This window comes from Acinetobacter sp. GG23 (genome assembly GCF_057766365.1).
The window spans coordinates 89,711-110,599 of sequence record NZ_JBYMDJ010000006.1; the positions used below are offsets into that span (position 1 = coordinate 89,711).

The window sequence follows — 20,889 nt, forward strand, 5'->3', positions numbered from 1 at the left end:
ACTACAAACTCTCTAAAAAAAGCACAATGAAAATTTCAATTTTGCTCAGTTAATAAAATGCTTATATCGAGAAAATTTCTCAAAGCCTTTAACTAATCAAAGGGCGGAAGTCTGTCATTGACCAAGTTCAGTTGTGCACCATATTCCAAGTAGGCTTTAGCGCCATCTAGCAGTGTAGTGAAATCATTGCTCTGTTTAATCACAAAAGCAATTAACTCTGAACCTTCTAAAGGAATCGCATAGTTACGGATTTTAAGAAAAGTTTCATTCTCGGATATTTTTTCAAAAATAAAATCTACTGTAGACTTTGGTTCGCCCCACATGATCTGGATTAATTGATTATTGATCAACTGTTCCACAAAAACACTGGTCGTCACCTCATATTTTTCCCAATACCAATCTACGTTTTTATTTTCCATTAAATGTCCGGTAGAGGAAGTAAACCAAAACTTGCGAGTGATTTCTGGATCGATAAAGGCATTGAACACCTCAGCAACCGGTTTACGAATTAACATCTGTGTCTCGATAACGACATTATTCATTTTCCTTAGCCTCATCTTTTGCAGTGATAATCTCTATACTTTCGCATTGATGAAAGGTTTTAGGGCAGAAAAAAGGATAGATTTTATAAGATTACATAAGAAACTATACATAGTTAAAACCAATTTTTGCTTGGATGCTACAAAAAAGCCCAACCGAAGTTGAGCTTTCTTAAATTAAACCACAAATAAATTATTTACCTGGCTTAAAGCTATCTTTTAAGTCCAAAATACGGTTAAACACCGGTTTATCGCTCGAATGATCATATTGATCTGCCACGAAGTAACCTTCACGTTCAAACTGGAAACGATCTTCAGCTTGAGCTTCCGCTAACGCAGGTTCAATCATCGCTTGAAGCACAGTTAAAGACTCTGGATTTAAGTTCGCCAAGAAATCGTCATCTGCATCTGGAGCGGCTTCAGTAAATAAACGATCATAGACACGAACTTCAGCCGGTACTCCTTTGGTTGCAGAAACCCAATGCACCACGCCTTTGACTTTACGGCCTTCTGGATTTTTGCCCAAGGTTTCAGGATCAATTGAACATTTCAGTTCAACCACTTCACCATGGGCATCTTTAATCACTTCGTCGCATTTAATTACATAAGCATGACGTAAACGTACCTCACCTTCTGGAATTAAACGTTTAAAGCCTTTCGGCGGCACTTCTTCAAAGTCTTTACGATCAATATAAATTTCTTTAGATAAAGGAATAATGCGATCACCCATGTCTACATTCGGATGACGTGCATGACTCAGGTCCATATCTTCAGGCAAGTTGGTCAAGGTCACTTTTAATGGATTTAACACCGCCATACCACGTGCAGCGGTATTTTCCAAAGATTGGCGGATACAGTACTCAAGCATTGCAACATCAACAATACTGCCATCCACTTTAGAAACACCGACACGCTTACAGAAATCACGCAGACCTTCAGGGGTAAAACCACGACGGCGCATACCGACTACGGTTGGCATACGTGGGTCATCCCAACCATTAACATGATTGCCTTCAACCAATTTACGCAATTTACGTTTAGAGGTAATGGTGTAATCGACATTTAAACGGCTAGATTCGTACTGATGCGGAACAGATGACGACTTAACTTTTTCAACCACCCAGTCGTAGAACGGACGGTGATCTTGGAATTCCAAAGTACACAGTGAGTGAGTAATGCCCTCAATCGCATCTGATAATGGATGCGCATAATCGTACATTGGATAAATTTTCCATTTATCACCGGTTTGATGATGTGCAGAATGCAGTACACGGTACAAAATAGGATCACGCATATGTACGTTTGGAGATGCCATATCAATTTTGGCACGAAGAACAGCTTGCCCTTCGCCAAGCTCACCATTACGCATTTGTTCAAAACGCGCCAGATTTTCTTCTAATGAAGCATCACGATAGGGTGAATTTTTACCTGGTTCTACGAAATTACCCCGGTTTAACTTAATTTCTTCAGGCGTTTGCAAATCGACATAAGCATCGCCTTGTTCAATCAGTTGTACCGCCCATGTGTACAGTTGATCAAAATAGCTAGATGCATAGCGAGGTTCACCATTCCATTCAAACCCTAACCATTTTACATCATTGGCAATACCGTCTACATATTCTTGTTCTTCTGCATCTGGATTAGTATCGTCAAAACGTAGGTTGCACAAGCCATCAAATTCTTGGGCAATGCCAAAGTTCAGACAAATCGCCTTCACGTGACCAATATGTAAATAACCATTTGGTTCTGGCGGGAAACGTGTTACCACTTGTTGTGTACGGCCTGCTGCTAGATCGTCAGTAATCACTTGGCGTACAAAGTCTAAGCCAGGCTGTTGTTCTTGCTGCGCAGCATCGACAGATTGATTTTGAGTTGTCGGGTTATTTGGCAGGGATGAAACAACATCATTCGGCTTCATAGTTGATAAATCACTTCTATAAGATAAAATAGGATAATTAAAACGCTTTTCTAAATTTTTAACAAAGAAAGTAACGTTTTTGCTTGCCTTGTAGTTTACAGTTTGCTTATGCTTCTCTCAACCAAAAACCCATGGCTTTTTTTGTCCATGATTAGGAGATTATAAAATGAGTTTTCCTCAAGTCGAATTAAACACCAATAAAGGACGTATTGTTCTTGAATTAAACTCTGAAAAAGCACCTAAGACTGTTGCTAACTTTTTAGAATATGTTCGTGACGGCTTCTATGATGGCGTGATTTTTCACCGTGTAATTGAAAACTTCATGATCCAGGGCGGCGGCATGGATGAAAACTTCAAAGAAAAAGCAACTCGTGATTCTATTGAAAACGAAGCTGACAACGGTTTAAGCAATGAAGAAGGTACGGTTGCAATGGCACGTACTCAAGCGCCTCATTCTGCATCTGCTCAGTTCTTCATCAACGTGAAAAACAACTCTTTCCTTAACCATACTGGTAAAACAGCACAAGGTTGGGGTTATGCAGTATTTGGTAAAGTTGTTGAAGGCTTAGATGTGGTTGAAGCAATTAAAGGGGTTCGTACCGGTAACCGTGGTTACCACGCTGACGTTCCTTTAGAAAATGTAGTAATTGAATCTGCTAAAATTATTTCTGAATAAAAAACGTCCTCTGCGTCTTTAATAAGTTTTAAGGCATTGCTTTAAAAAGGAATAATATTAAGGACATAGTCCCTCTATTCACTCGATGGACTTTAGAGGAACTATTAAGGAAAATACGTGACCCATCTGTTTATCGCCGATTTACATTTGTCACCTGAACACCCTCGACTCGTTCGGGGGTTTTTGGATTTATTGGCACACTATAAAAATAAAGACACGCAGCTTTATATTCTAGGCGATTGGTTTAATGCTTGGATTGGAGATGACTACTCTGCCCCATGGCTAGATGAAATTGTCCGCGCTTTACAACAATTCACTCAAGCCGGTAATCATGTTTACTTTCAAGTCGGCAACCGTGACTTTGCACTGGGTCAACGCTTTTTAAAGCAGTTCAATGGTTGTATATTGCCTGAGGTAGATACCTTAAAGATTGGTAGCCTCCAGATACGTCTTGAACATGGCGACTTACTTTGTACCGATGATGTGTCCTACCAGAAATTCCGTAAAATTATTCGTAATCCGCTACTTTTAGGTTTTCTTAAAAGTATGCCATTAATTTTCCGTCAAAAACTGGCGAATGGTTTCCGTAAAAAAAGTGCCGAAACTAAGCAAATGAAGTCTTATCAGATTATGGATGTGAACCCAAAAGCCGTTGAACAATCACTTCAAACAGTGGATGTACTGATCCATGGACATACCCACCGCCCTAATATCCATAATGAAAATGGTAAATCACGTATTGTTTTAGGCGACTGGCGTGAACATGAAGCTCAAATTTTAGAAATTGATTCCGAACAAGTTCATCAAACATTAGAATTAAAGACTTGGACTTATTAATTTTAGCTACTCAAGCCATTTTGATCGAATAAAAGCGAATTCATTTACAGTGCATTAAGAAGTTCACAATTGTTGTTTATTTATCCTGAATATAATCAACATACCGAATCATTTCTTGATTTGTAAAACAATTCAAACATAATCAGCCTCTATCATTTCATTCAATTTTAGAGATCTGCATGTCTGATTTTAGCAATATCACCGTAACCCATCATGATGACGGTAAAGTTTCACTTTTAATTGATGGAAAGCCTGTTTCGGAGCGCTACGCCGTACAGTTCGAAAGTAATATTGTGGATGAATTAAAAGCACTGCAAGATGGTAAAGCGCTGAAATTATTTGACCAGTTTATCTTTTCTCATACTGATCTGAATTTTGAACATGCTTATAGCTACGTGACTTGCATGGTCAAAGCTGATTCAAATTATAAAGTGGTTTGTAACTTTGTTTACAAAATTACTGCTGTAGATCAAGCGCCTATGGAACACGTGATTACCAAACAAGGTCAGCCGATGACTAGCGACGATATCCGTGAATTCATTAACAAGCATGTGGCCATGTCGTTAAATGACTATACCGATTTAAAATACGCATACTAATACAAAAGCCCCGACTCGCTAAAAAGTCAGGGGCTGTTTTCAGCCCGCGCAGTTGTTCCGCATTATTTAAATTAATACCCATCCGAGACCTTAGGTACATCTACCCCATTTTTATATTTGGTCAAAAGTTCACGAAGTGAATTCATCAACACACTGGTATCAACCCCTATTGCTACGAACTCTGTACCAAGTTCCAAATATTGCTGCGTGGCTTCATGCTGTGTTGATAAGATCCCCGCGGCCTTATCTGCTGCACGAATACGCTGAACCGCATCAACTACTGCTTTTTGCACTTCCGGATGGTTTGGATTGCCTTGATAGCCCATGGTTGCAGACAAATCAACAGCACCAATAAATACCCCATCAATACCATCCACCTTTAAAATATCGTCTAGGTTTTCAAGACCTTTGACTGATTCAATCTGAATCAACAGGCAAATATTTTCATGGGCTGTCTCGTAGTAATTCGGAATACTGTTCCAACGCGTCGCACGTGCCAAAGCTGCACCTACACCACGAATGCCCTCAGGCGGATAACGGACTGCTTTCACCATCAGTTCTGCTTGTTCAACCGTTTCCACCATCGGAATCAGTAAGGTTTGTGCGCCAATATCCAACAACTGTTTAATCAGTTGTACGCTGCCAATGGGTGGACGTACCACTGCCTGAGATGGGTATGCTGCGATACTTTGTAATTGAGAAAGTGTGGTTCTTAAATCACTTGGCGCATGTTCCCCATCAATCAGCAACCAGTCGTATCCGACATTGGCTGCAATTTCTGTAGCGTAAGCATCTGCCAAACCAACCCATAACCCAATTTGCTGTTGGGTTTTTAGTTTTCTTTTAAAGTGATTGCTAAATTCCATACGCCTGCTCTCGGAATGGTCATACATTTTACTTAATATTGATTAAACGCCATTTTTCTAAAAGTACCAATATCGAAAACATATTTCTTGATCTGCTAAAACTTTTAATTTATTGAAAAATACTCATCCTTTATTTTATAAAATCATGGATCACACTTGAAACTTAAGCTAAACAAGATACCCATACTGCTTTATATAAAGTGTAATAAATTGAGTAAAGCATGCTATTTACTATAATTACTTTTTTATCATGCCAAAGTCTAAAGCCAGACCCATGTGTTATAAACCATTTGGATAACGCTTCAGGTAAAATGACAGACATAATTTATAAGTGGAGTAATCATTCATGGATCTTTTAAACGTCTCGAAAACCCGTTATACCACCAAAGCCTATGATCCTATTCGAAAAATCCCGAAAGAACAGATTGCACGTTTATTAGAAATATTACGTTTGACTCCATCTTCTATCAATATCCAACCTTGGCATTTTTTTATTGCTGACAATCAAGCGGCTAAAGAACGGATTGCCAAAGCATTGGTTGGGAAATATGCCTATAACGCACCCAAAGTTCTAGATTCTTCACATACTATTCTGTTCTGTACTAAAGCAGATATTAGTGAACAGCATTTAGATAACTTGCTCGCTCAAGATGACATCAGTGGTCGTTTTAAAGATGAAAAAGCTAAACAAGGCCAAAAAGATAGCCGTAGCGGTTATGTCAATTATTATCGCAATGAAAAAGGTGATATTCAGCGTTGGGCGGAAAATCAAACCTTTATTGCTTTAGGTCAAATTTTGTTAGCTGCCGGAATTGAAGGAATTGATGCAACGCCCATTGGTGGATTTGATGAACAAATCATCAATGATGAATTACAGTTAACAGAAAAAGGCTTGGTCCCTTCGGTATTACTGACACTTGGTTATCGTAGTGAAAATGATTTCAATGCCCAACTACCAAAATCACGTCTAGACAAAGAACAGATTTTCACTCAGCTTTAATTAACGTTTCATTACAATAAAAGGGGGTTATAGCCCCCTTTCATGTCATTTCAGGTCTTATTCTTGCAACAATATTGAGGTATATTTGCGCTAAAAATAAAAGGTGGTTTATCTCATGATCCCTGCTACAACTAAAATGCCCATGAAATTTGAATGCACACACTGCAATAAAATTTATATGCATCAATATTTCAAAAATTCGCTTTCTTTTTACCCGACATGTCCGCACTGCAATCAGGCTGGCTTACTGCTAGGGACTGCCGACACCATTGACATCGTTAAGCACCCGAAGACTTTTGCAAAAACCCTATTTAAACAGTTATCGCATAAGCTAGGCTAATCACACTAGCCAAACCTAAAACCAAACCCACCGCGGTAGCAAGCTTTAATTTTTCTTTAAAGATAATTAAGCCACTTAATGCCCCAAATACAACCACAAGAATATTCATACCTGCAAATACAATTGCAGGTGTGTCTTTCAATAAAACGTGCGCTTTAACATACAGTGCAATATTAGCAAAATTTATAACTCCCAGACCTAGACCCGCAAGCATGTTCTTTTTGCTACCCACGGTTTTCGTTGTAATTGCAATATAAGCCAATGACAATATAAAGGCACAGATAAACATTAAATTTAGGGCGACAGCAAACTGTACGCCTAATCCTGTGGTGTACTTGAGTAACACATCAATTAAGGCATAGCCAAACCAGACCAAGGCAAGATACCCCATCGCCTGCTTTGAAGAAGTTTGCCCTGTTTCGGCTTTTTGATGTGAAAATAAAATACTGATTACCGCCGCAATCCCCAAAGCAATACCTATGATTTTTACGGTATTAAACTGTTCCTGAAAAATGAAAAATGCTGCCAGTAGTGATAAAACCACAGATAAACGCTGGGCAATTTCAGTTTTAATAATGCCGGCATATTGCAATGATTTTGCTAAGCATAAAAAAATACTCGGCAGCAAAACACCCAATGCAACAATTAACCACCACGGCGTATTTGCCATGGAAATATGCTGCAGATCTGGCTTAAACCATATAAAGCATAATAGACTGGCAGAAGCGTAGTTCCAGACAATCATTTGTAATGCATCAAAACCTTTGGTTTTGGCGAGCTTTAACAGAATTGAGATGATGACACTACAGCATGCCGCTGCAAATATAAGTTCCATCTTTTGCCTTATTTTCGTTATTTATAATGATTTAGGGTTAAATACAGAAAAGCCCACAACAAATGTGGGCTTTTGATTATAGATAATCTTTAAGGATTATTTATAACGATTCACCATTTTCTCTAAAGAAATTGGACGAATCTTGTCTGCATGACCCGCAGTACCAAATGATGTGTAACGATCTACACAGATTTGCTTCATTGCATCTACAGTCGCAGAGAAGAATTTACGTGGATCGAATTCGCTTGGTTTTTCAGCCATCATACGCCGCATCGCACCAGTAGAAGCCAAACGTAAATCAGTGTCGATATTAATTTTACGAACACCGTGTTTGATTGCTTCAACCAATTGCTCAACAGGGACACCATAAGTTTCTTTTATGTCGCCGCCGAATTCGTTGATCACAGCCAACCATTCTTGTGGCACAGAGCTTGAACCGTGCATAACAAGATGGGTATTTGGCAATGCCGCATGAATTTCTTTAATGCGGTCAATCGCTAAAATATCACCTGTGGGTGGACGTGTGAATTTGTACGCACCGTGTGAAGTACCGACTGCAATTGCCAAAGCATCGACGTTGGTATCTGCTACAAATTGAGTCGCTTCTTCAACTGAAGTTAAAAGTTGAGAATGGTCAAGAACGCCTTCAGCGCCTACGCCATCTTCTTCACCCGCCATACCGGTTTCAAGGCTACCCAGGCAACCAATTTCACCTTCAACTGAAACACCGCAAGCGTGCGCCATTTGAACTGTGCGACGCGTTACATCGACATTATATTCGTAACTTGTCGGTGTTTTACCGTCCGCACCTAGTGAACCATCCATCATCACCGATGAAAAGCCCAACTGGATCGAGCGTTGGCATACATCAGGGTCAGTACCATGATCTTGATGCATAACCACTGGAATATGTGGCCACTCTTCAATTGCTGCCAAAATTAAATGACGTAAGAACGGAGCGCCTGCATATTTACGAGCACCCGCAGATGCCTGAACAATAACAGGTGAATTCGTTTCGTCTGCGGCTAACATAATTGCGCGCATTTGTTCTAAGTTGTTTACGTTAAACGCTGGTACGCCGTAGTTGTGTTCGCCGGCGTGATCCAAGAGCTGGCGCAATGAGATAAGTGCCATAATGTCCTCCCAGTTGATGCCCCATATTCTACATGCTGATTGCTTTCAATTCAGTAATAAAAAACACTATTTCAAAAAAAATCCCTGCTTATGCAGAGACTTTTAAATAAAACATAACAAACTTAAGGTGCACTGGCTTCAGAAGCGGCGGCTTCGGCTACAGGAGTTGCTTCATCTGCATTCGCATTGGCTATTTCCGCAGGTACATCTGTATTTTTTTCATCCAGAACAGGTTTGTCAAGTGAGTCGATTGCCGCTTGTTGCTCTGGGGTAATTTTTTCTTCTACGGCTGCTGTTGCAGCTGCGTCATTTTTTGGAGCTTCATCTTTCTTGGCACAAGCAGTTAAAGCTAAAGGTGCAATAAGGAGTGCTGCAAGTGTTAATTTCAAGTTCATCAGAGTTTCCTAGGACAGGAGATTTAATGAATGTAATGTTATTGCAGATATATTTCATTTTGATGACTAAAATATGTATCCCAAAATGACAAAAGGCTGACTGTAGTCAACCTTCTGTCATATTTACTTTATAGCTTAATTTGATTTAAAAAATTCTGATCTAAAGATTAAGCACGTTCAAGTAGTACCGCAACTGCAGGCAGTGTTTTGCCTTCTACAAACTCAAGGAAAGCACCGCCACCGGTAGAAATATAACCAATTTTGTCAGCCACTTCATATTTGTCGATTGCAGCTAAAGTATCGCCACCACCCGCGATAGAGAAACCTGCTGATTCAGCAATCGCTAAAGACAATGCTTTAGTGCCCTCACCGAATTGATCGACTTCAAACACACCCACGGGACCATTCCAAAGAATCGTTTTTGAAGTTTTGATAATTTCAGCAAATGCTTTAGCCGTTTTTGGACCAACGTCTAAAATCATGTCATTGTCGCTGACATCAGCAACATTTTTCACAACCGCTTTCGCTTTCGCTAGTGAACCCAAGAAATCAGCAAAGTCGATTTCAGCTGCATCTGCAACCACAACGTCTGTTGGTAATGGAACAGAAACTTTTGCAGCAATGGCTTTGGCTGTGTCGATCAAATCATTTTCGCATAATGATTTACCTACATTGTAGCCAGCAGCAGCCAGGAAGGTATTGGCAATACCACCACCGACGATGATTTGATCGCAAATATCTGAAAGTGAAGTTAATACGTCAAGCTTAGTTGACACTTTAGAACCTGCAACAATGGCAGCCATCGGTTTTTCTGGTGTTTTAAGTGCACGGCCTAAAGCATCTAGTTCAGCTGCAAGTAACGGACCTGCCGCTGCAACAGTTGCATAACGAGCTACACCTTCAGTAGAAGCTTCTGCACGGTGCGCCGTACCAAATGCATCCATCACAAATACATCGCAAAGTGCCGCATATTTTTGTGCAAGTTCAGGATTGTTTTTCTTTTCACCTGGGTTGAAACGCACGTTTTCAAGCAATACCACTTGACCTGCTGCAACCTCAACACCCTCTAAGTAGTCGCTAAACAATTTAACCTCTTGACCCAAAGCTTGAGTCAAATAAGCAGCAACAGGTGCTAAAGACTGTTCTGGTTTAGGTTCACCTTCAACGGGACGACCAAGGTGAGAACAAACCATTACCGCAGCGCCTTTTTCTACCGCTGCTTTAATTGTAGGAAGTGCAGCGCGTAAACGTGCATCACTTGTAATTTCACCATTTTTTACAGGTACGTTTAAATCTTCACGAATAAGAACACGTTTACCTGTTAAATCGAGGTCAGTCATACGCTGAAAATTCATGTATAGCTCTCTTTATAGATATAAAAACCGCCCGATTTTAAATGATTATGCAGAAAAAGGTTAGCTTCTTTTGCATAAAAGCTGTCGAAAGACAAAGTTTTGATTATGATAGTCAAAAGCCACATCATGATTCAGAGCTTATGTCTATTCACCCAGATCCCAATATCAATCGTTTAAACGTTTTAGGCGAATCCCTGGCTAGCTGTTGCTATGCTCCTATTACCGGATATTTTCGTAATGGCTTTTGTCATACTGCAATAACAGATCTTGGTCAGCATACAATGTGCGTACAGATGACCGCAGAATTTCTTAACTTTTCGCAAAAAGTAGGTAACGACTTGATCACACCCTTACCAGAGGTCGATTTTCCAGGTTTAGAGCCAGGTGATTTTTGGTGTATTTGTGTAACCCGCTGGGTCGAAGCATACCAAGCCGGTATTGCCCCTCCGATTAAAATTCAAGCTTGCCATCAAGCTGTGCTCTCCTATGTTCCGCTTGATGTGCTGATGGAATATGCAGTGTAATGAATACTCCCCAAATTATTTTGGCTTCAAGCAGCCAAACCCGTAAAGACTTAATGAACCGCCTTCGCATCGCTTATCAAAGCATCGTACCTGATATTGATGAATCTCCCCGTGGTGAAAATCATGCGGATGATTTAGCCAAAAGACTGGCTTTTGAAAAAGCCAAAGCCATTTCAGAACAATATCCACAAGCGATTGTAATTGGATCTGATCAGGTCGCTTGGCGTGAAGGTGCACCGGATATTTTTATTGGTAAACCTTTAACAGTGGAAAAAGCAGTGAAACAATTGCAAGCTAATTCTGACAAAATTGTGTATTTCAGTACTGCACTCAGCGTACAACAGCTTTCTACCGGCTTTGAACATACACTGGTTGAACATTACAAGGTCAAATTCCGCAAACTCGGTTTTGCTGAAATTGAGCGCTATATTGAAGTTGAACAGCCTTTAATGTGCGCCGGTAGTTTCAAATGCGAAAGCTTGGGGATTAGTCTGTTTGAACAAATGACTGGGCAAGACCAAACCACACTAATGGGCATGCCAATGATTCAACTGTGCCATATCCTGCGTCAATTGAATATTTTAGTTCCTTAATTTTAGGCTGTATTTATGTCTCAAGCTTTAGATGTATTAGGCGGAATTACCGCTGAACAATTCCTTGCCGAATATTGGCAGAAAAAACCCTTACTGGTCCGTAATGCACTTCCTGAAATTGTGAATCTGTTAGAACCTAACGATGTTATGGAACTTGCACTGGATGAAAATATCAATGCCCGTCTGATTAAACAAAAAGATAAAGATCCAAACCAGTGGTCTGTAAAATCATCACCTTTAACCAAAGCTGATTTTCAGAAGATGCCCAAACTTTGGACACTGCTTGTTCAAGCTGTAGATCATTACTCTTTTGATTTGGCAGAACTGTGGAAAAAATTTCCATTTATTCCGCAATGGCGTCGCGATGACATCATGGTGTCCTATGCCCAAAAAGGCGGCTCAGTCGGGAAACATTTTGATTTTTATGATGTATTTTTAGTACAGGGTCATGGACACCGTCGCTGGCAGCTAGGGCAAATGTGTAATGCAGAAAGCGAGTTCGTTGCAGGCCAACCATTAAAATTATTGCCAGAGATGGAAGTTCATTTTGATGAAGTTTTAGCGCCAGGTGACTTACTCTATGTGCCCCCAGGTCTATCACACTACGGCGTAGCAGAAGATGACTGTCTGACCTACTCGTTTGGTTTCCGTATGCCAAATGTGGCTGAAATGATGGATCGCGTCAGTGATAAATTTGCTGATAATCAATTACTTAAAAACCCACTGACCGACATTATTCGCGATAAAATCAGCCCGATCGGTCAAATCAGTCACGCTGAACTTGAGTATTTAAAAACAGAACTTTTAGCACAATTACAAAATCCAACCGTGCTTGAAGATGCGCTCATGAGCTTGATGTCAGAACCGAAATATCCTGAAAACATTCCAGAGGCAGAAGCCATTGGTACAGGAGATTTGGAAGAAGCGTTAGATCAAGGCTATTCCCTCATTCTCGAGCCTGCATCACGTCTACTTTATACAAAAGATGAAGATAAGTTGCTGTTCTGGGCCAATGGCGAAGGCATTTGTATTTCAGATGCGTTTGCACCACTTTTAAAGCAATTGGCTGACGGCAGTTCAGTATTACTCGATGAAAACCTTTATGATCCAGATATGCTGGAAGACATCGTCAACTTGTTAAATGAATCGATTCTGATGCTATTACCTGCTACAGAGCAAGAATAAACCGAACAAAAGGGGAAATTAGATTTCCCCTTTTTTATACTTCCGAATAGACCTCTTTCATAAATCATTTTTTATTCAGCTCCCATTTATAGAGTTCAGCTATTAAATTGAATCTCAATCCGAGTCTTTTCGCCCTATTGCGATAAGGTCCTGCAAGTATTCTGAAAGTTTTTAGACTTTTAAATACAGGCTCAATGCCTGTTCTTCTTTTATTGATTTCCCGATTATAGTTTTTCAATTCAGGAGCCAATTTACAGCACCTTTTGGCTTTTAAGGGCAACATAAGATTGGTATAAATTTATAGATCCTCTGATCACTTTTATCTGCAAAAGGAATCCGATTTAAATTTCGTTTGAATAACTCGAAATCATACACTGCACAGCGACGGATAGATCAACTCAGAATATTCAGGGTTTTATAAAAATTATGGTCTGTACCTTAAAGGTATAGGTCTTTTTCTTGCTGTTCTAACTTTTCTTCTATTTTTTAGACCTTTGTATGTCAATTTCTATAGCATTTACGATAATCACCTTGTAGTCTATATCTTCATCTTCAGGTAAATACTTCGGTAAACTAAACACCTTGGATTGAATCAGGCAACTTTCTACATGATCTCGTATTCTTGAGCCTGCGGGCGCTAAAATACCACAACTGAATGTTCCTTAAGATTCAGTTTGTCTCATTGCCAAAGCTAAATAACAATTGATTCATTAAAATAAAAAACAGCTGATCAAGCTGTTTTTTTTACAGTCCTGATCATTTAGCTATATTGTTTTTTCAAATATTTAACAATATCGGCTGACTCAAACATTTTCACGCCTGTATTCGGGTCAACTAAATAAGGAACCTGGATATCACGTCCCATAATTCCAACAATCTTCTCACGTTTGCCGCCGGTCAAGGGTTGATATTTCCCGGGTTTTAAACGCAACACAGCCGGCCCCATATCTTGCCAGCGTTCTTTAGGCACATTATGGAATATGAATGGAAGTTCCAGTTCAGTTAAAACACCACGTACAATGCGTGTAAATGGACTCGCTTCAAAACCCCATAATTCTAAAAGTTGGGTAGGCGCTTCACGATCAGTAATTTTTTTATTTACCCACACTCCACGTGCACCATTAATAATTGTTCCCGCAAAGGCAGCTACAGGAATTTTGGGATATTTCGCAAATTTTTTCGGTGTTTTTCCAGTTCGACCATAATGCTTAAATAAATAATGGATGATATCTTGAGATTCATACATTTGCGTACCCGAGTTTTCATCAATAAAAAATGGAAATTGTTTTTTTCCACCTTTCTTTTTGACAATTTTTCGGTATTTCTGTCCACCTTTTGGACAAGGATAAACCTCATAATCCAGATTTAATAAGGTCATTACTTCACGTACACGACGGCAAAATGGCGAACCTTCAAACTCATAAAGTTTGAGTGGTTTTTCAGGCTGTTGAGGAAAGGCAGTGCCACTGACTCCGCGTCCACCTTCAGTCAAGGCTGAAGCTAAAGCCTGTACAACTTTTATTTGATGATTCACCATTTTATCCTTATGCAATTGTCGTTATAAATCGACTAATTCTTCTTGTGCAATTAAAATTCCATTGTTATCGGCATAGAGATAATCGCCAGAACTGATGCTTACCCCACCAAAATACAAAGTTAAATCTACCTCGCCAATGCCTTTGCGATTACTTTTTTGTGGAATTGCGGCCAATGCATGTACGCCCAGATCCAATTCAGCAATCGCATCTACATCACGTACACAGCCATAAATCACCACTCCATTCCAGTGATTTTTAACTGCTGACTCTGCAATCATATCGCCCATCAAGGCACAGCGCATCGAAGCACCACCATCAACCACCAGCACTTTACCCGTACCATCAGTTGCAAGCAGTTCTTTTACCCGGGAATTATCTTCAAAACATTTAACAGTCACGACCTGACCAGCAAAACTTTTACGGGCACCATAGCTTTTAAAAAATTTACCATCCATGGATGGAGTGACTACTTGAATCTCTTTATCTGGATGATCATCAAGTAAATCACAAGTTACGAATGCTACCTTAGACACTTTTTATTTCCCCTTCATTTAGAATTTTGTATGCGTAAATTATCATAAATTTCAAATTTTTCAGTTTGTGTTTGCGCAGCCTCGATCATAGTATGAGCCACTTGCCCGGCTGTCACTGGCTTATACTTGAATGAATCAGGAACTAAATGCGAGAATTTCTGATAAAGCTTTTGACCCCTATCTTCTAGGCTGCGTTGTTCTGGACGATCCCCTAACAATAATGAAGGCCGCAATATTGATACATGTTCAAGATTCAAACTTCGGATATGCTTTTCAAGTTCACCTTTGACTCTATTATAGAAAAAATTTGACTGGGCATTCGCTCCCATCGCACTGATTAGCAAGTAGTGCGTATGAGTCGATTCAAATAAATCGGCAAAATGTGCATTTATTTCGTAATCGATATTATAAAAATTTTCTTTTGACCCTGCTTTTTTAAGCGTAGTACCTAAACAGCTGAACGCATGGCTATAGCCATTAACGTCTTCATCATTCAGCAAAAGAAAATCGTCTAGAATGAACTGTTGTACTTTTTCCAAGCTTTTGAGTGCTGAATCTTCACGGCGGACTACCGCAGTAATTTTCTCGCAACTTTCTATACGATTAAGTTGTTTCAGTAGCTCTCGACCTACTAAACCTGTTGCTCCAATTACAATCGCACTTTTAATTGATTTAGTCATTTTTTAAGCAATCTCTATCGGTTATTACTAATCTAACGGTTTCTTTAGAATTTTTATGCATCTAAAATGTTGTCAAAGCAAGTCAAGACTTGACTTAACAACATAGTTTAATCACAATATGGCACTTGTTTACGGGCTGGTGATAATTCTTCTGATGAAGGTTTTCAGTTGCAATTTCAGCCCGCCCAGACCAATCTAATTCAAGGAGTGCACGAGTGGCAAACTCTGCTCAAGCTAAAAAACGTGCTCGTCAAAACGTTAAAGCACGCAAACACAACGCTAGCTTACGTTCTATGGTTCGTACTTATCTTAAACGTACAGTAGCTGCAATCGCTGCTGGTGATTATGCTGCTGCTTCAGAAGCATATAAAACTGCGGTTCCTGTAATTGACCGTATGGCTGATAAAGGCATCATCCATAAAAACAAAGCTGCTCGTCATAAGAGCCGTTTGAATGCACAAGTTAAAGCTTTAGCTAACTAAGTTGTTGCATTGAAAAAAGCCCGTTAAGGGCTTTTTTTACGTCTAAAATTCAATTATTTATGATAAAAATAGAGTCGCTGAACTTTAGATAATAAAGATAAGATTGTAATGAATTGAAAAGCCTAGTAATTACGATGCTGTTTAATTATTCCATATAATAAAAATAGGATGAATAAATAATTCTCACCATAACTGTAAATTTAAGTTTATTCGTATTAATGTGCTTGGATATATTCTGTTTACTCAAAGTAATACATGTTTATTTTCAGATCAACTCTTGTAGATGATTAGTTAATAATCAAATGAATTCTAAGAAAATTTTATAATATACAAGTTGTTTTAACAGCTTCACAATTATCTTAAAGCATTAAATTGGCTGGATACAAGCAATGTTAAATTAATTGGAGAAAAGTAATGTTAAGAAAAATTATTCTTGCTACCAGTGTAGTAACTTCTTTAACTGTGGTGGGTTGTAGTACATCCATGCCCAATCCCTCTACCGATCGAAATTTAGCTCAGTTGCAAAATAAAAATTGGGTGTTAACAGAAATTAATCAAGTTGCTTATAAAGCTGATCCGAGCCAGTCTGCTGTTCCCACCCTGATATTCGATAATAGTGAAGTAAGCGGTAACGATGGATGTAATCAATTCATGGGAGGTTATGCGGTTATGGGAACTCAGATTAAATTTTCAAATCTAAAATCAATAGAAAATAATGCCTGTTCAAGTGCAACTAATTTACCCCAAAAATTCTCACAAGCATTAAGCCAGGTTGTAAGTTACGATGCCTCGAAGAATGAATTGAAGTTACTCGATAGTAACAATAGCGTGATCATCCAGTTTAAAAACCTTAAATAAATTGCAAAATAGAGATAAAGTAGCCCTCAATTGAGGGCTTATTTTATTTAATTAACACTTTACAGTATTACTATTTTGCTAAAATTTTTGATACTAAGGGTAAATTTTTACCATTCGATATTGCCAAAATTAGACTGTGACTTTGCGGAACAATACTCCATTTCTGGTTATTACCACCACCACAACCATATATCGTAATTTCACCGCGCCCATCAGCACTTGGTGTACGCCCCCCACTCAAGTCTAAACAGCTTTTCCCTTGGCGCAGTTGTTGTGTATCACCATTTATAGCGACTTCCCACACTTGACTTTGCGAATCATTATTACATGATGTAAGTGTTCTAGAACTGGTTAAACATAAGTTTGGATATTGTTGACTATGAATTTTACCAATCGCATCATGCACCCATAACGTCGATGCTTCACCTGTACAACCATTTTTCCCACTCATATAAACATTCAATATTCCAGTACCAAACTTCTCGACTTTAAGACAGCTATTGCCCATTTTTGGCATGACTAACATACTTGCATTGGCAAATGGAATATCATTCTTCAAGCCAAGACTATCAACAAATTTATGAAACACTTCCCAGGCTTCAGTCTTACCGTTACTGAGATCGTTATAATAAACATTTACCCAACGATTCAAACGGTAAATTTTAATTTGTTGCTGGGTATAACGCTCCATTTCAGTTTGAGCATCTGAAGATAACTCATCTTTAAAGCGATGATAAGAATCATAAAGCAGTCTAAATGTCGGTGATAAATTGACGATTTCCTTGCCCTTATTTTGCACAAATGCTTGATCCAGTTCTGGCATCTCAACACGTTTTAAAGCGGAATAACCATCTTCCTGTCCAATACTCACATACGGTGACATAGCGTCAGTAGCCACAGGAATATTGATACTGGAAAGTTTAAGTGCTTGATCATTGTCTTTTTGACAATATAAATCAACTGCTTGAGGTTTCTCACTTTGTGCTAAATTAATATGAAACTTATTTACGACAGCCAAATTCTGGGGATCAAGGTTAGGATTCAGTCGTTGTGGTGCTAGTGCAATATTTTGCACACCATTGGCCGACTGCACCTTTAACCAGCAACCCGCAGCTGTACCGCTTGTATTGGCTTGCGGCAAATCAAACACATTCCCCCAGTTACCACGTGCAGCAGGATAAATTAAACCCGACTGGTTGACGGGATCATATCCACCCACAATGGTATATACGGGCACACTAAACAAACGCGGCTTTAAATAATTTCCATCTGCACTGTTATACCAAACATTATTCGATTTCGTCGGTACTTTAGGTTGCGATACCTCCATCATTCGAGTTGTTGGATTCCACTTTTTATAACCTGTGACAGAGTCTTCAGCCCAAATATCGCGATCAAACGCAGGCTGAATTTTTTGTTGTGTACTGTATCCAGTATAGTGGGTATAACGTGAAATAGAGCTGGCTGTTGCACCACCCGACATGGCATCCCAACCATATGCATACTTACCAAGGAAGTTTGGCACACCATTTGTACCATTGCCCAAATTGGTCGTGCCCCAATTTAAATTCCCGCGCATTTTATTTCTAAAGGCAATATAGCCCCAACCACTATCAGCATGATGTGCAGCCCAGAACATATTTGTTCCCTCAGAACCTGGGTAATGCCCTAAACCATAATGATGGCCAATCTCATGACTAAATTCATTTCCAACTGAATCATATAAAGTCAGAATACCATTACCACCGCTTAACCCATGACTTTGTACTCCATTGCTATAATTGCCGCTGGCATGATGGATAACAACACTTTGGGTTACTTGGGGTTGTTCCTGACTTTGCATAGATGAACTGGTTACACCCCAGTTTGCAAGGTTAATGCCCACACTAAAAGTAGATTTAGCGGTATTTTCACGCATATCCCCACTATACACATCACCCGTGGTTGCACTCGCTGAGTTATAAATAGCTCCACTTGCTACCATCACTTTGTCAAGTTTCATATCTTCATATTTACTGACAATCATGCGTGCTGCTGGAATGGTCTGGAAATAATCCGTTCCTGCTTTCTCAGGTTCTAGCAACATGTAATGACCCGTTGACTTTGGTGGCTCAGTTAACAAACCTAAGCGGATACTTTGAACTACCAACTCTCCCGGTGCTGCAAAATCAATGTCTTCTGAACGTAAATCACCATTTTTATTGTTTACAGGATCAACAATACGAATAGATAAACCCGGACGAACCTCATTCCAGGTTAATGCTGTTGACCATGCACGTTTTGAAAATTGCACTCGTGGTCGATCATCTATATTGGATTGATCTGACGACGCAAGCCGTGAAGGATCATTCAAGTTGACTGTTCTAAGTAATCGATTATCCTGATAGATTTCAGCAGTCAACTGAGCTACCTTAATCATATCCTCGGTTGGAGTCACCAGTAAAAGAGCTTCCTTTTCACTGGTTAAGCGAGGTTTCTTTTTCGCTTCATTACCTTTTGGATCGACAACATGACTCTGTGCAAACTGAATCATTGCATTGAAATTACCTGACAAATCATTACGGATTAAACGTAGCTGACCATTTGATTCACAATCATTAAAACCAAGAACACTTGCATCAACAACATCACTAGAGGGTTCAACATAATTATTATTAACAGGAAGTCGAAGGTTATAATTTTCACATGAATTATCAACCTCCTGAACTATATCTGTACTATCCCCATTACTACCGCCCCCACCACATGCCATAAGCATTACAGATAAGGTACATACAGTTAAATATTTAAATCGTAATTGCATCACATTTTCACCCCAATCGCACAATAGTTTCTCCAAAAAGAAAAACTATGTGACTATATTAAAATTATTTAAATCAATAACTTAAGGGAATGAATAATATATTAAAATAATTAATCCCACTATAAAAAAATATGTGAAGGATTATACTAAATATTTGTATTTTCAAGGTTTATGCTTAGTTTTTTCAGCAAAATGTGAGTGCATTAGAACATTTACCTATAAGATATTTAAAGTTATGAATAATTCTTTTTTAAAAAATTAGTGGATATAACACCAACTTCAATTCAATGATTATTCGTCCAGCTCAAATCGTTAAAATTGTACAAGATAAAAGCGATTTATCATTTTTGAATAGAAAACCATATTGCTAGACTTTCAATGTGATTGAGGGATTTAAATTTTTATTTTTAGAATGAAAACTTTTATTTTTCTAATTTTTGAAATTCTCGAATTGAAAGTTCACTGACTTTCCCGCGCCAAATCCATTTAAGTTTTGATTCTAAAAACTCATCACCTTCAAACCAGACAAACAACCCTTCCATCATTTTCGGCCAGTCTTCCTGACTCACGGTATTACGCCCAGAAATCACTGCAATAATGGCTGCTAAAATCGTATCGTGACTGACTGCCAAACTTAAACCAAAATGATCTTGAGGATGGGTGTTATAAATCAGTTCCAGTACGTCCACCACACCGGTAATCGGATGTTTCATTCCCGGTAAAGCATTATTGACAAAACTATTGATAAAACCCAAAGCACCTTGTTTTCTGAAATATGGGCCTGCCTGCTTAATATCCAGTACAAAACTTCCCGGCTCAACCAACAAGCCTTGCTCAACAATTTCGATATAATGGGTGTTTTGTGCAAGCGTACTTGAATCAGCCCCTTGAATCATTAAAGCTGCTGTATCGACACAGCGTTGAATGGGACTTGAAATACAGTGCTGAATACTTCGGTCTGTATTTTCAATTAAATATGTGCCCCATGCCTGTGCCAAATCACGACCTTGCGAGGTCAACTGTAAATCGTAGCCAGCCAAACCCTGCCCAGCCACGACTTCACGAATAGAATGACGAGTAAATAAAGTCACAGGTGTCTTTGCATCAGGCAGTAAATCAATTGCCTTGAGCATACTAGTAGGGAGTAGGTCTAACGCCATGATGCAGCCAAAAATTAAACATGGTTCGGCACACTATAG

Annotated in this window: 21 protein-coding genes and 1 pseudogene; 9 read left to right on the forward strand and 13 right to left on the reverse strand. The window is 39.1% G+C overall.

Annotated features, from left to right (window positions below; translation table 11 throughout):
• Positions 1 to 92: 92 nt before the first annotated feature.
• Together AC3CAU_RS11065 and AC3CAU_RS11070 are read right to left on the reverse strand one after the other, a co-directional pair.
• The gene (locus tag AC3CAU_RS11065) at positions 93 to 542 is read right to left on the reverse strand and encodes an SRPBCC domain-containing protein (protein WP_250697820.1); all 450 of its coding nucleotides are present in this window, start codon (positions 540 to 542) and stop codon (positions 93 to 95) included.
• A 190-nt stretch (positions 543 to 732) separates the two neighbouring features.
• Positions 733 to 2,457: a glutamine--tRNA ligase/YqeY domain fusion protein gene (locus tag AC3CAU_RS11070; RefSeq protein WP_447052914.1), complete on the reverse strand. Its 1,725-nt coding sequence runs from the start codon at positions 2,455 to 2,457 to the stop codon at positions 733 to 735.
• A gap of 166 nt (positions 2,458 to 2,623) precedes the next feature.
• On the opposite strand from AC3CAU_RS11070, the gene AC3CAU_RS11075 reads away from it, so the two are divergent.
• The 3 genes from AC3CAU_RS11075 (at position 2,624) to AC3CAU_RS11085 (ending at position 4,569) form a co-directional block, all read left to right on the forward strand.
• Positions 2,624 to 3,133, forward strand: coding sequence for a peptidylprolyl isomerase (locus AC3CAU_RS11075; RefSeq protein ID WP_131214414.1), 510 nt, complete (start codon positions 2,624 to 2,626; stop codon positions 3,131 to 3,133).
• 117 nt (positions 3,134 to 3,250) lie between these two features.
• Entirely contained in the window at positions 3,251 to 3,970 is a 720-nt protein-coding gene (locus AC3CAU_RS11080; protein ID WP_424621079.1) for a UDP-2,3-diacylglucosamine diphosphatase, read from the forward strand.
• Positions 3,971 to 4,149: 179 nt separating this feature from the next.
• Positions 4,150 to 4,569, forward strand: a complete 420-nt coding sequence (locus AC3CAU_RS11085) for a hypothetical protein (protein ID WP_131214416.1) — start codon at positions 4,150 to 4,152, stop codon at positions 4,567 to 4,569.
• 71 nt (positions 4,570 to 4,640) lie between these two features.
• Here the strand turns inward: AC3CAU_RS11085 and hpaI are convergent, their stop codons facing one another.
• Positions 4,641 to 5,435, reverse strand: coding sequence for a 4-hydroxy-2-oxoheptanedioate aldolase (hpaI, locus tag AC3CAU_RS11090; protein WP_447052913.1), 795 nt, complete (start codon positions 5,433 to 5,435; stop codon positions 4,641 to 4,643).
• A gap of 346 nt (positions 5,436 to 5,781) precedes the next feature.
• Here hpaI and nfsB point away from each other — a divergent pair, with 346 nt between their 5' ends.
• Positions 5,782 to 6,435 carry an oxygen-insensitive NAD(P)H nitroreductase gene (nfsB, locus tag AC3CAU_RS11095; protein ID WP_424621074.1) on the forward strand — a complete coding sequence of 218 codons (654 nt, stop codon included), beginning with the start codon at positions 5,782 to 5,784 and terminating at the stop codon, positions 6,433 to 6,435.
• Between the two features lie 311 nt (positions 6,436 to 6,746).
• On the opposite strand, the gene AC3CAU_RS11100 is transcribed toward nfsB, so the two are convergent.
• The 4 genes from AC3CAU_RS11100 to AC3CAU_RS11115 form a co-directional block, all read right to left on the reverse strand.
• Entirely contained in the window at positions 6,747 to 7,610 is an 864-nt protein-coding gene (locus AC3CAU_RS11100) for an EamA family transporter (protein WP_447052912.1), read from the reverse strand.
• 96 nt (positions 7,611 to 7,706) lie between these two features.
• Entirely contained in the window at positions 7,707 to 8,744 is a 1,038-nt protein-coding gene (fba, locus tag AC3CAU_RS11105) for a class II fructose-bisphosphate aldolase (protein ID WP_131214423.1), read from the reverse strand.
• A gap of 122 nt (positions 8,745 to 8,866) precedes the next feature.
• Positions 8,867 to 9,139 (reverse strand): hypothetical protein, encoded by a 273-nt coding sequence (locus tag AC3CAU_RS11110; RefSeq protein WP_447052911.1) that lies wholly within the window; start codon positions 9,137 to 9,139, stop codon positions 8,867 to 8,869.
• A gap of 167 nt (positions 9,140 to 9,306) precedes the next feature.
• Positions 9,307 to 10,494, reverse strand: coding sequence for a phosphoglycerate kinase (locus AC3CAU_RS11115; protein ID WP_447052910.1), 1,188 nt, complete (start codon positions 10,492 to 10,494; stop codon positions 9,307 to 9,309).
• Positions 10,495 to 10,634: 140 nt separating this feature from the next.
• On the opposite strand from AC3CAU_RS11115, the gene AC3CAU_RS11120 reads away from it, so the two are divergent.
• Genes AC3CAU_RS11120 through AC3CAU_RS11130 form a run of 3 tightly spaced genes read left to right on the forward strand, consistent with a single transcriptional unit; the run spans position 10,635 to position 12,796 of the window.
• Positions 10,635 to 11,018 (forward strand): DUF2237 family protein, encoded by a 384-nt coding sequence (locus AC3CAU_RS11120; RefSeq protein ID WP_131214428.1) that lies wholly within the window; start codon positions 10,635 to 10,637, stop codon positions 11,016 to 11,018.
• Positions 11,018 to 11,611 (forward strand): Maf family protein, encoded by a 594-nt coding sequence (locus tag AC3CAU_RS11125; RefSeq protein ID WP_447052909.1) that lies wholly within the window; start codon positions 11,018 to 11,020, stop codon positions 11,609 to 11,611. The genes AC3CAU_RS11120 and AC3CAU_RS11125 overlap by 1 nt, the downstream gene beginning before the upstream one ends.
• Before the next feature lie 15 nt (positions 11,612 to 11,626).
• Positions 11,627 to 12,796, forward strand: coding sequence for a ribosomal protein uL16 3-hydroxylase (locus tag AC3CAU_RS11130; protein WP_447052907.1), 1,170 nt, complete (start codon positions 11,627 to 11,629; stop codon positions 12,794 to 12,796).
• Positions 12,797 to 12,860: 64 nt separating this feature from the next.
• On the opposite strand, the pseudogene AC3CAU_RS11135 reads toward AC3CAU_RS11130, so the two are convergent.
• The 4 genes and pseudogenes from AC3CAU_RS11135 to AC3CAU_RS11150 all read right to left on the reverse strand — a co-directional run.
• Positions 12,861 to 12,971 (reverse strand): annotated as a pseudogene (locus AC3CAU_RS11135) (IS5/IS1182 family transposase); the annotation flags it as partial.
• A gap of 585 nt (positions 12,972 to 13,556) precedes the next feature.
• Complete coding sequence (locus AC3CAU_RS11140) at positions 13,557 to 14,333, reverse strand: glutathione S-transferase N-terminal domain-containing protein (RefSeq protein WP_447052906.1); 777 nt, start codon at positions 14,331 to 14,333, stop codon at positions 13,557 to 13,559.
• 21 nt (positions 14,334 to 14,354) lie between these two features.
• Positions 14,355 to 14,867, reverse strand: a complete 513-nt coding sequence (gene rraA / locus AC3CAU_RS11145; RefSeq protein ID WP_447052905.1) for a ribonuclease E activity regulator RraA — start codon at positions 14,865 to 14,867, stop codon at positions 14,355 to 14,357.
• Positions 14,868 to 14,881: 14 nt separating this feature from the next.
• A complete protein-coding gene (locus AC3CAU_RS11150) occupies positions 14,882 to 15,547 on the reverse strand; it encodes an NAD(P)H-binding protein (protein ID WP_447052904.1) in 666 nt (221 codons plus the stop codon).
• A gap of 215 nt (positions 15,548 to 15,762) precedes the next feature.
• Between AC3CAU_RS11150 and rpsT the strand changes: the two genes are divergently transcribed.
• On the forward strand, positions 15,763 to 16,029 hold the full coding sequence (rpsT, locus tag AC3CAU_RS11155; protein ID WP_005010321.1) for a 30S ribosomal protein S20: 267 nt from the start codon (positions 15,763 to 15,765) through the stop codon (positions 16,027 to 16,029).
• A gap of 414 nt (positions 16,030 to 16,443) precedes the next feature.
• Entirely contained in the window at positions 16,444 to 16,887 is a 444-nt protein-coding gene (locus AC3CAU_RS11160) for an META domain-containing protein (RefSeq protein ID WP_447052902.1), read from the forward strand.
• 70 nt (positions 16,888 to 16,957) lie between these two features.
• On the opposite strand, the gene AC3CAU_RS11165 is transcribed toward AC3CAU_RS11160, so the two are convergent.
• Together AC3CAU_RS11165 and AC3CAU_RS11170 are read right to left on the reverse strand one after the other, a co-directional pair.
• Entirely contained in the window at positions 16,958 to 19,690 is a 2,733-nt protein-coding gene (locus AC3CAU_RS11165; RefSeq protein ID WP_447052901.1) for a M66 family metalloprotease, read from the reverse strand.
• A gap of 422 nt (positions 19,691 to 20,112) precedes the next feature.
• Positions 20,113 to 20,850 carry a histidine phosphatase family protein gene (locus AC3CAU_RS11170; protein ID WP_131214445.1) on the reverse strand — a complete coding sequence of 246 codons (738 nt, stop codon included), beginning with the start codon at positions 20,848 to 20,850 and terminating at the stop codon, positions 20,113 to 20,115.
• Positions 20,851 to 20,889: the final 39 nt, after the last annotated feature.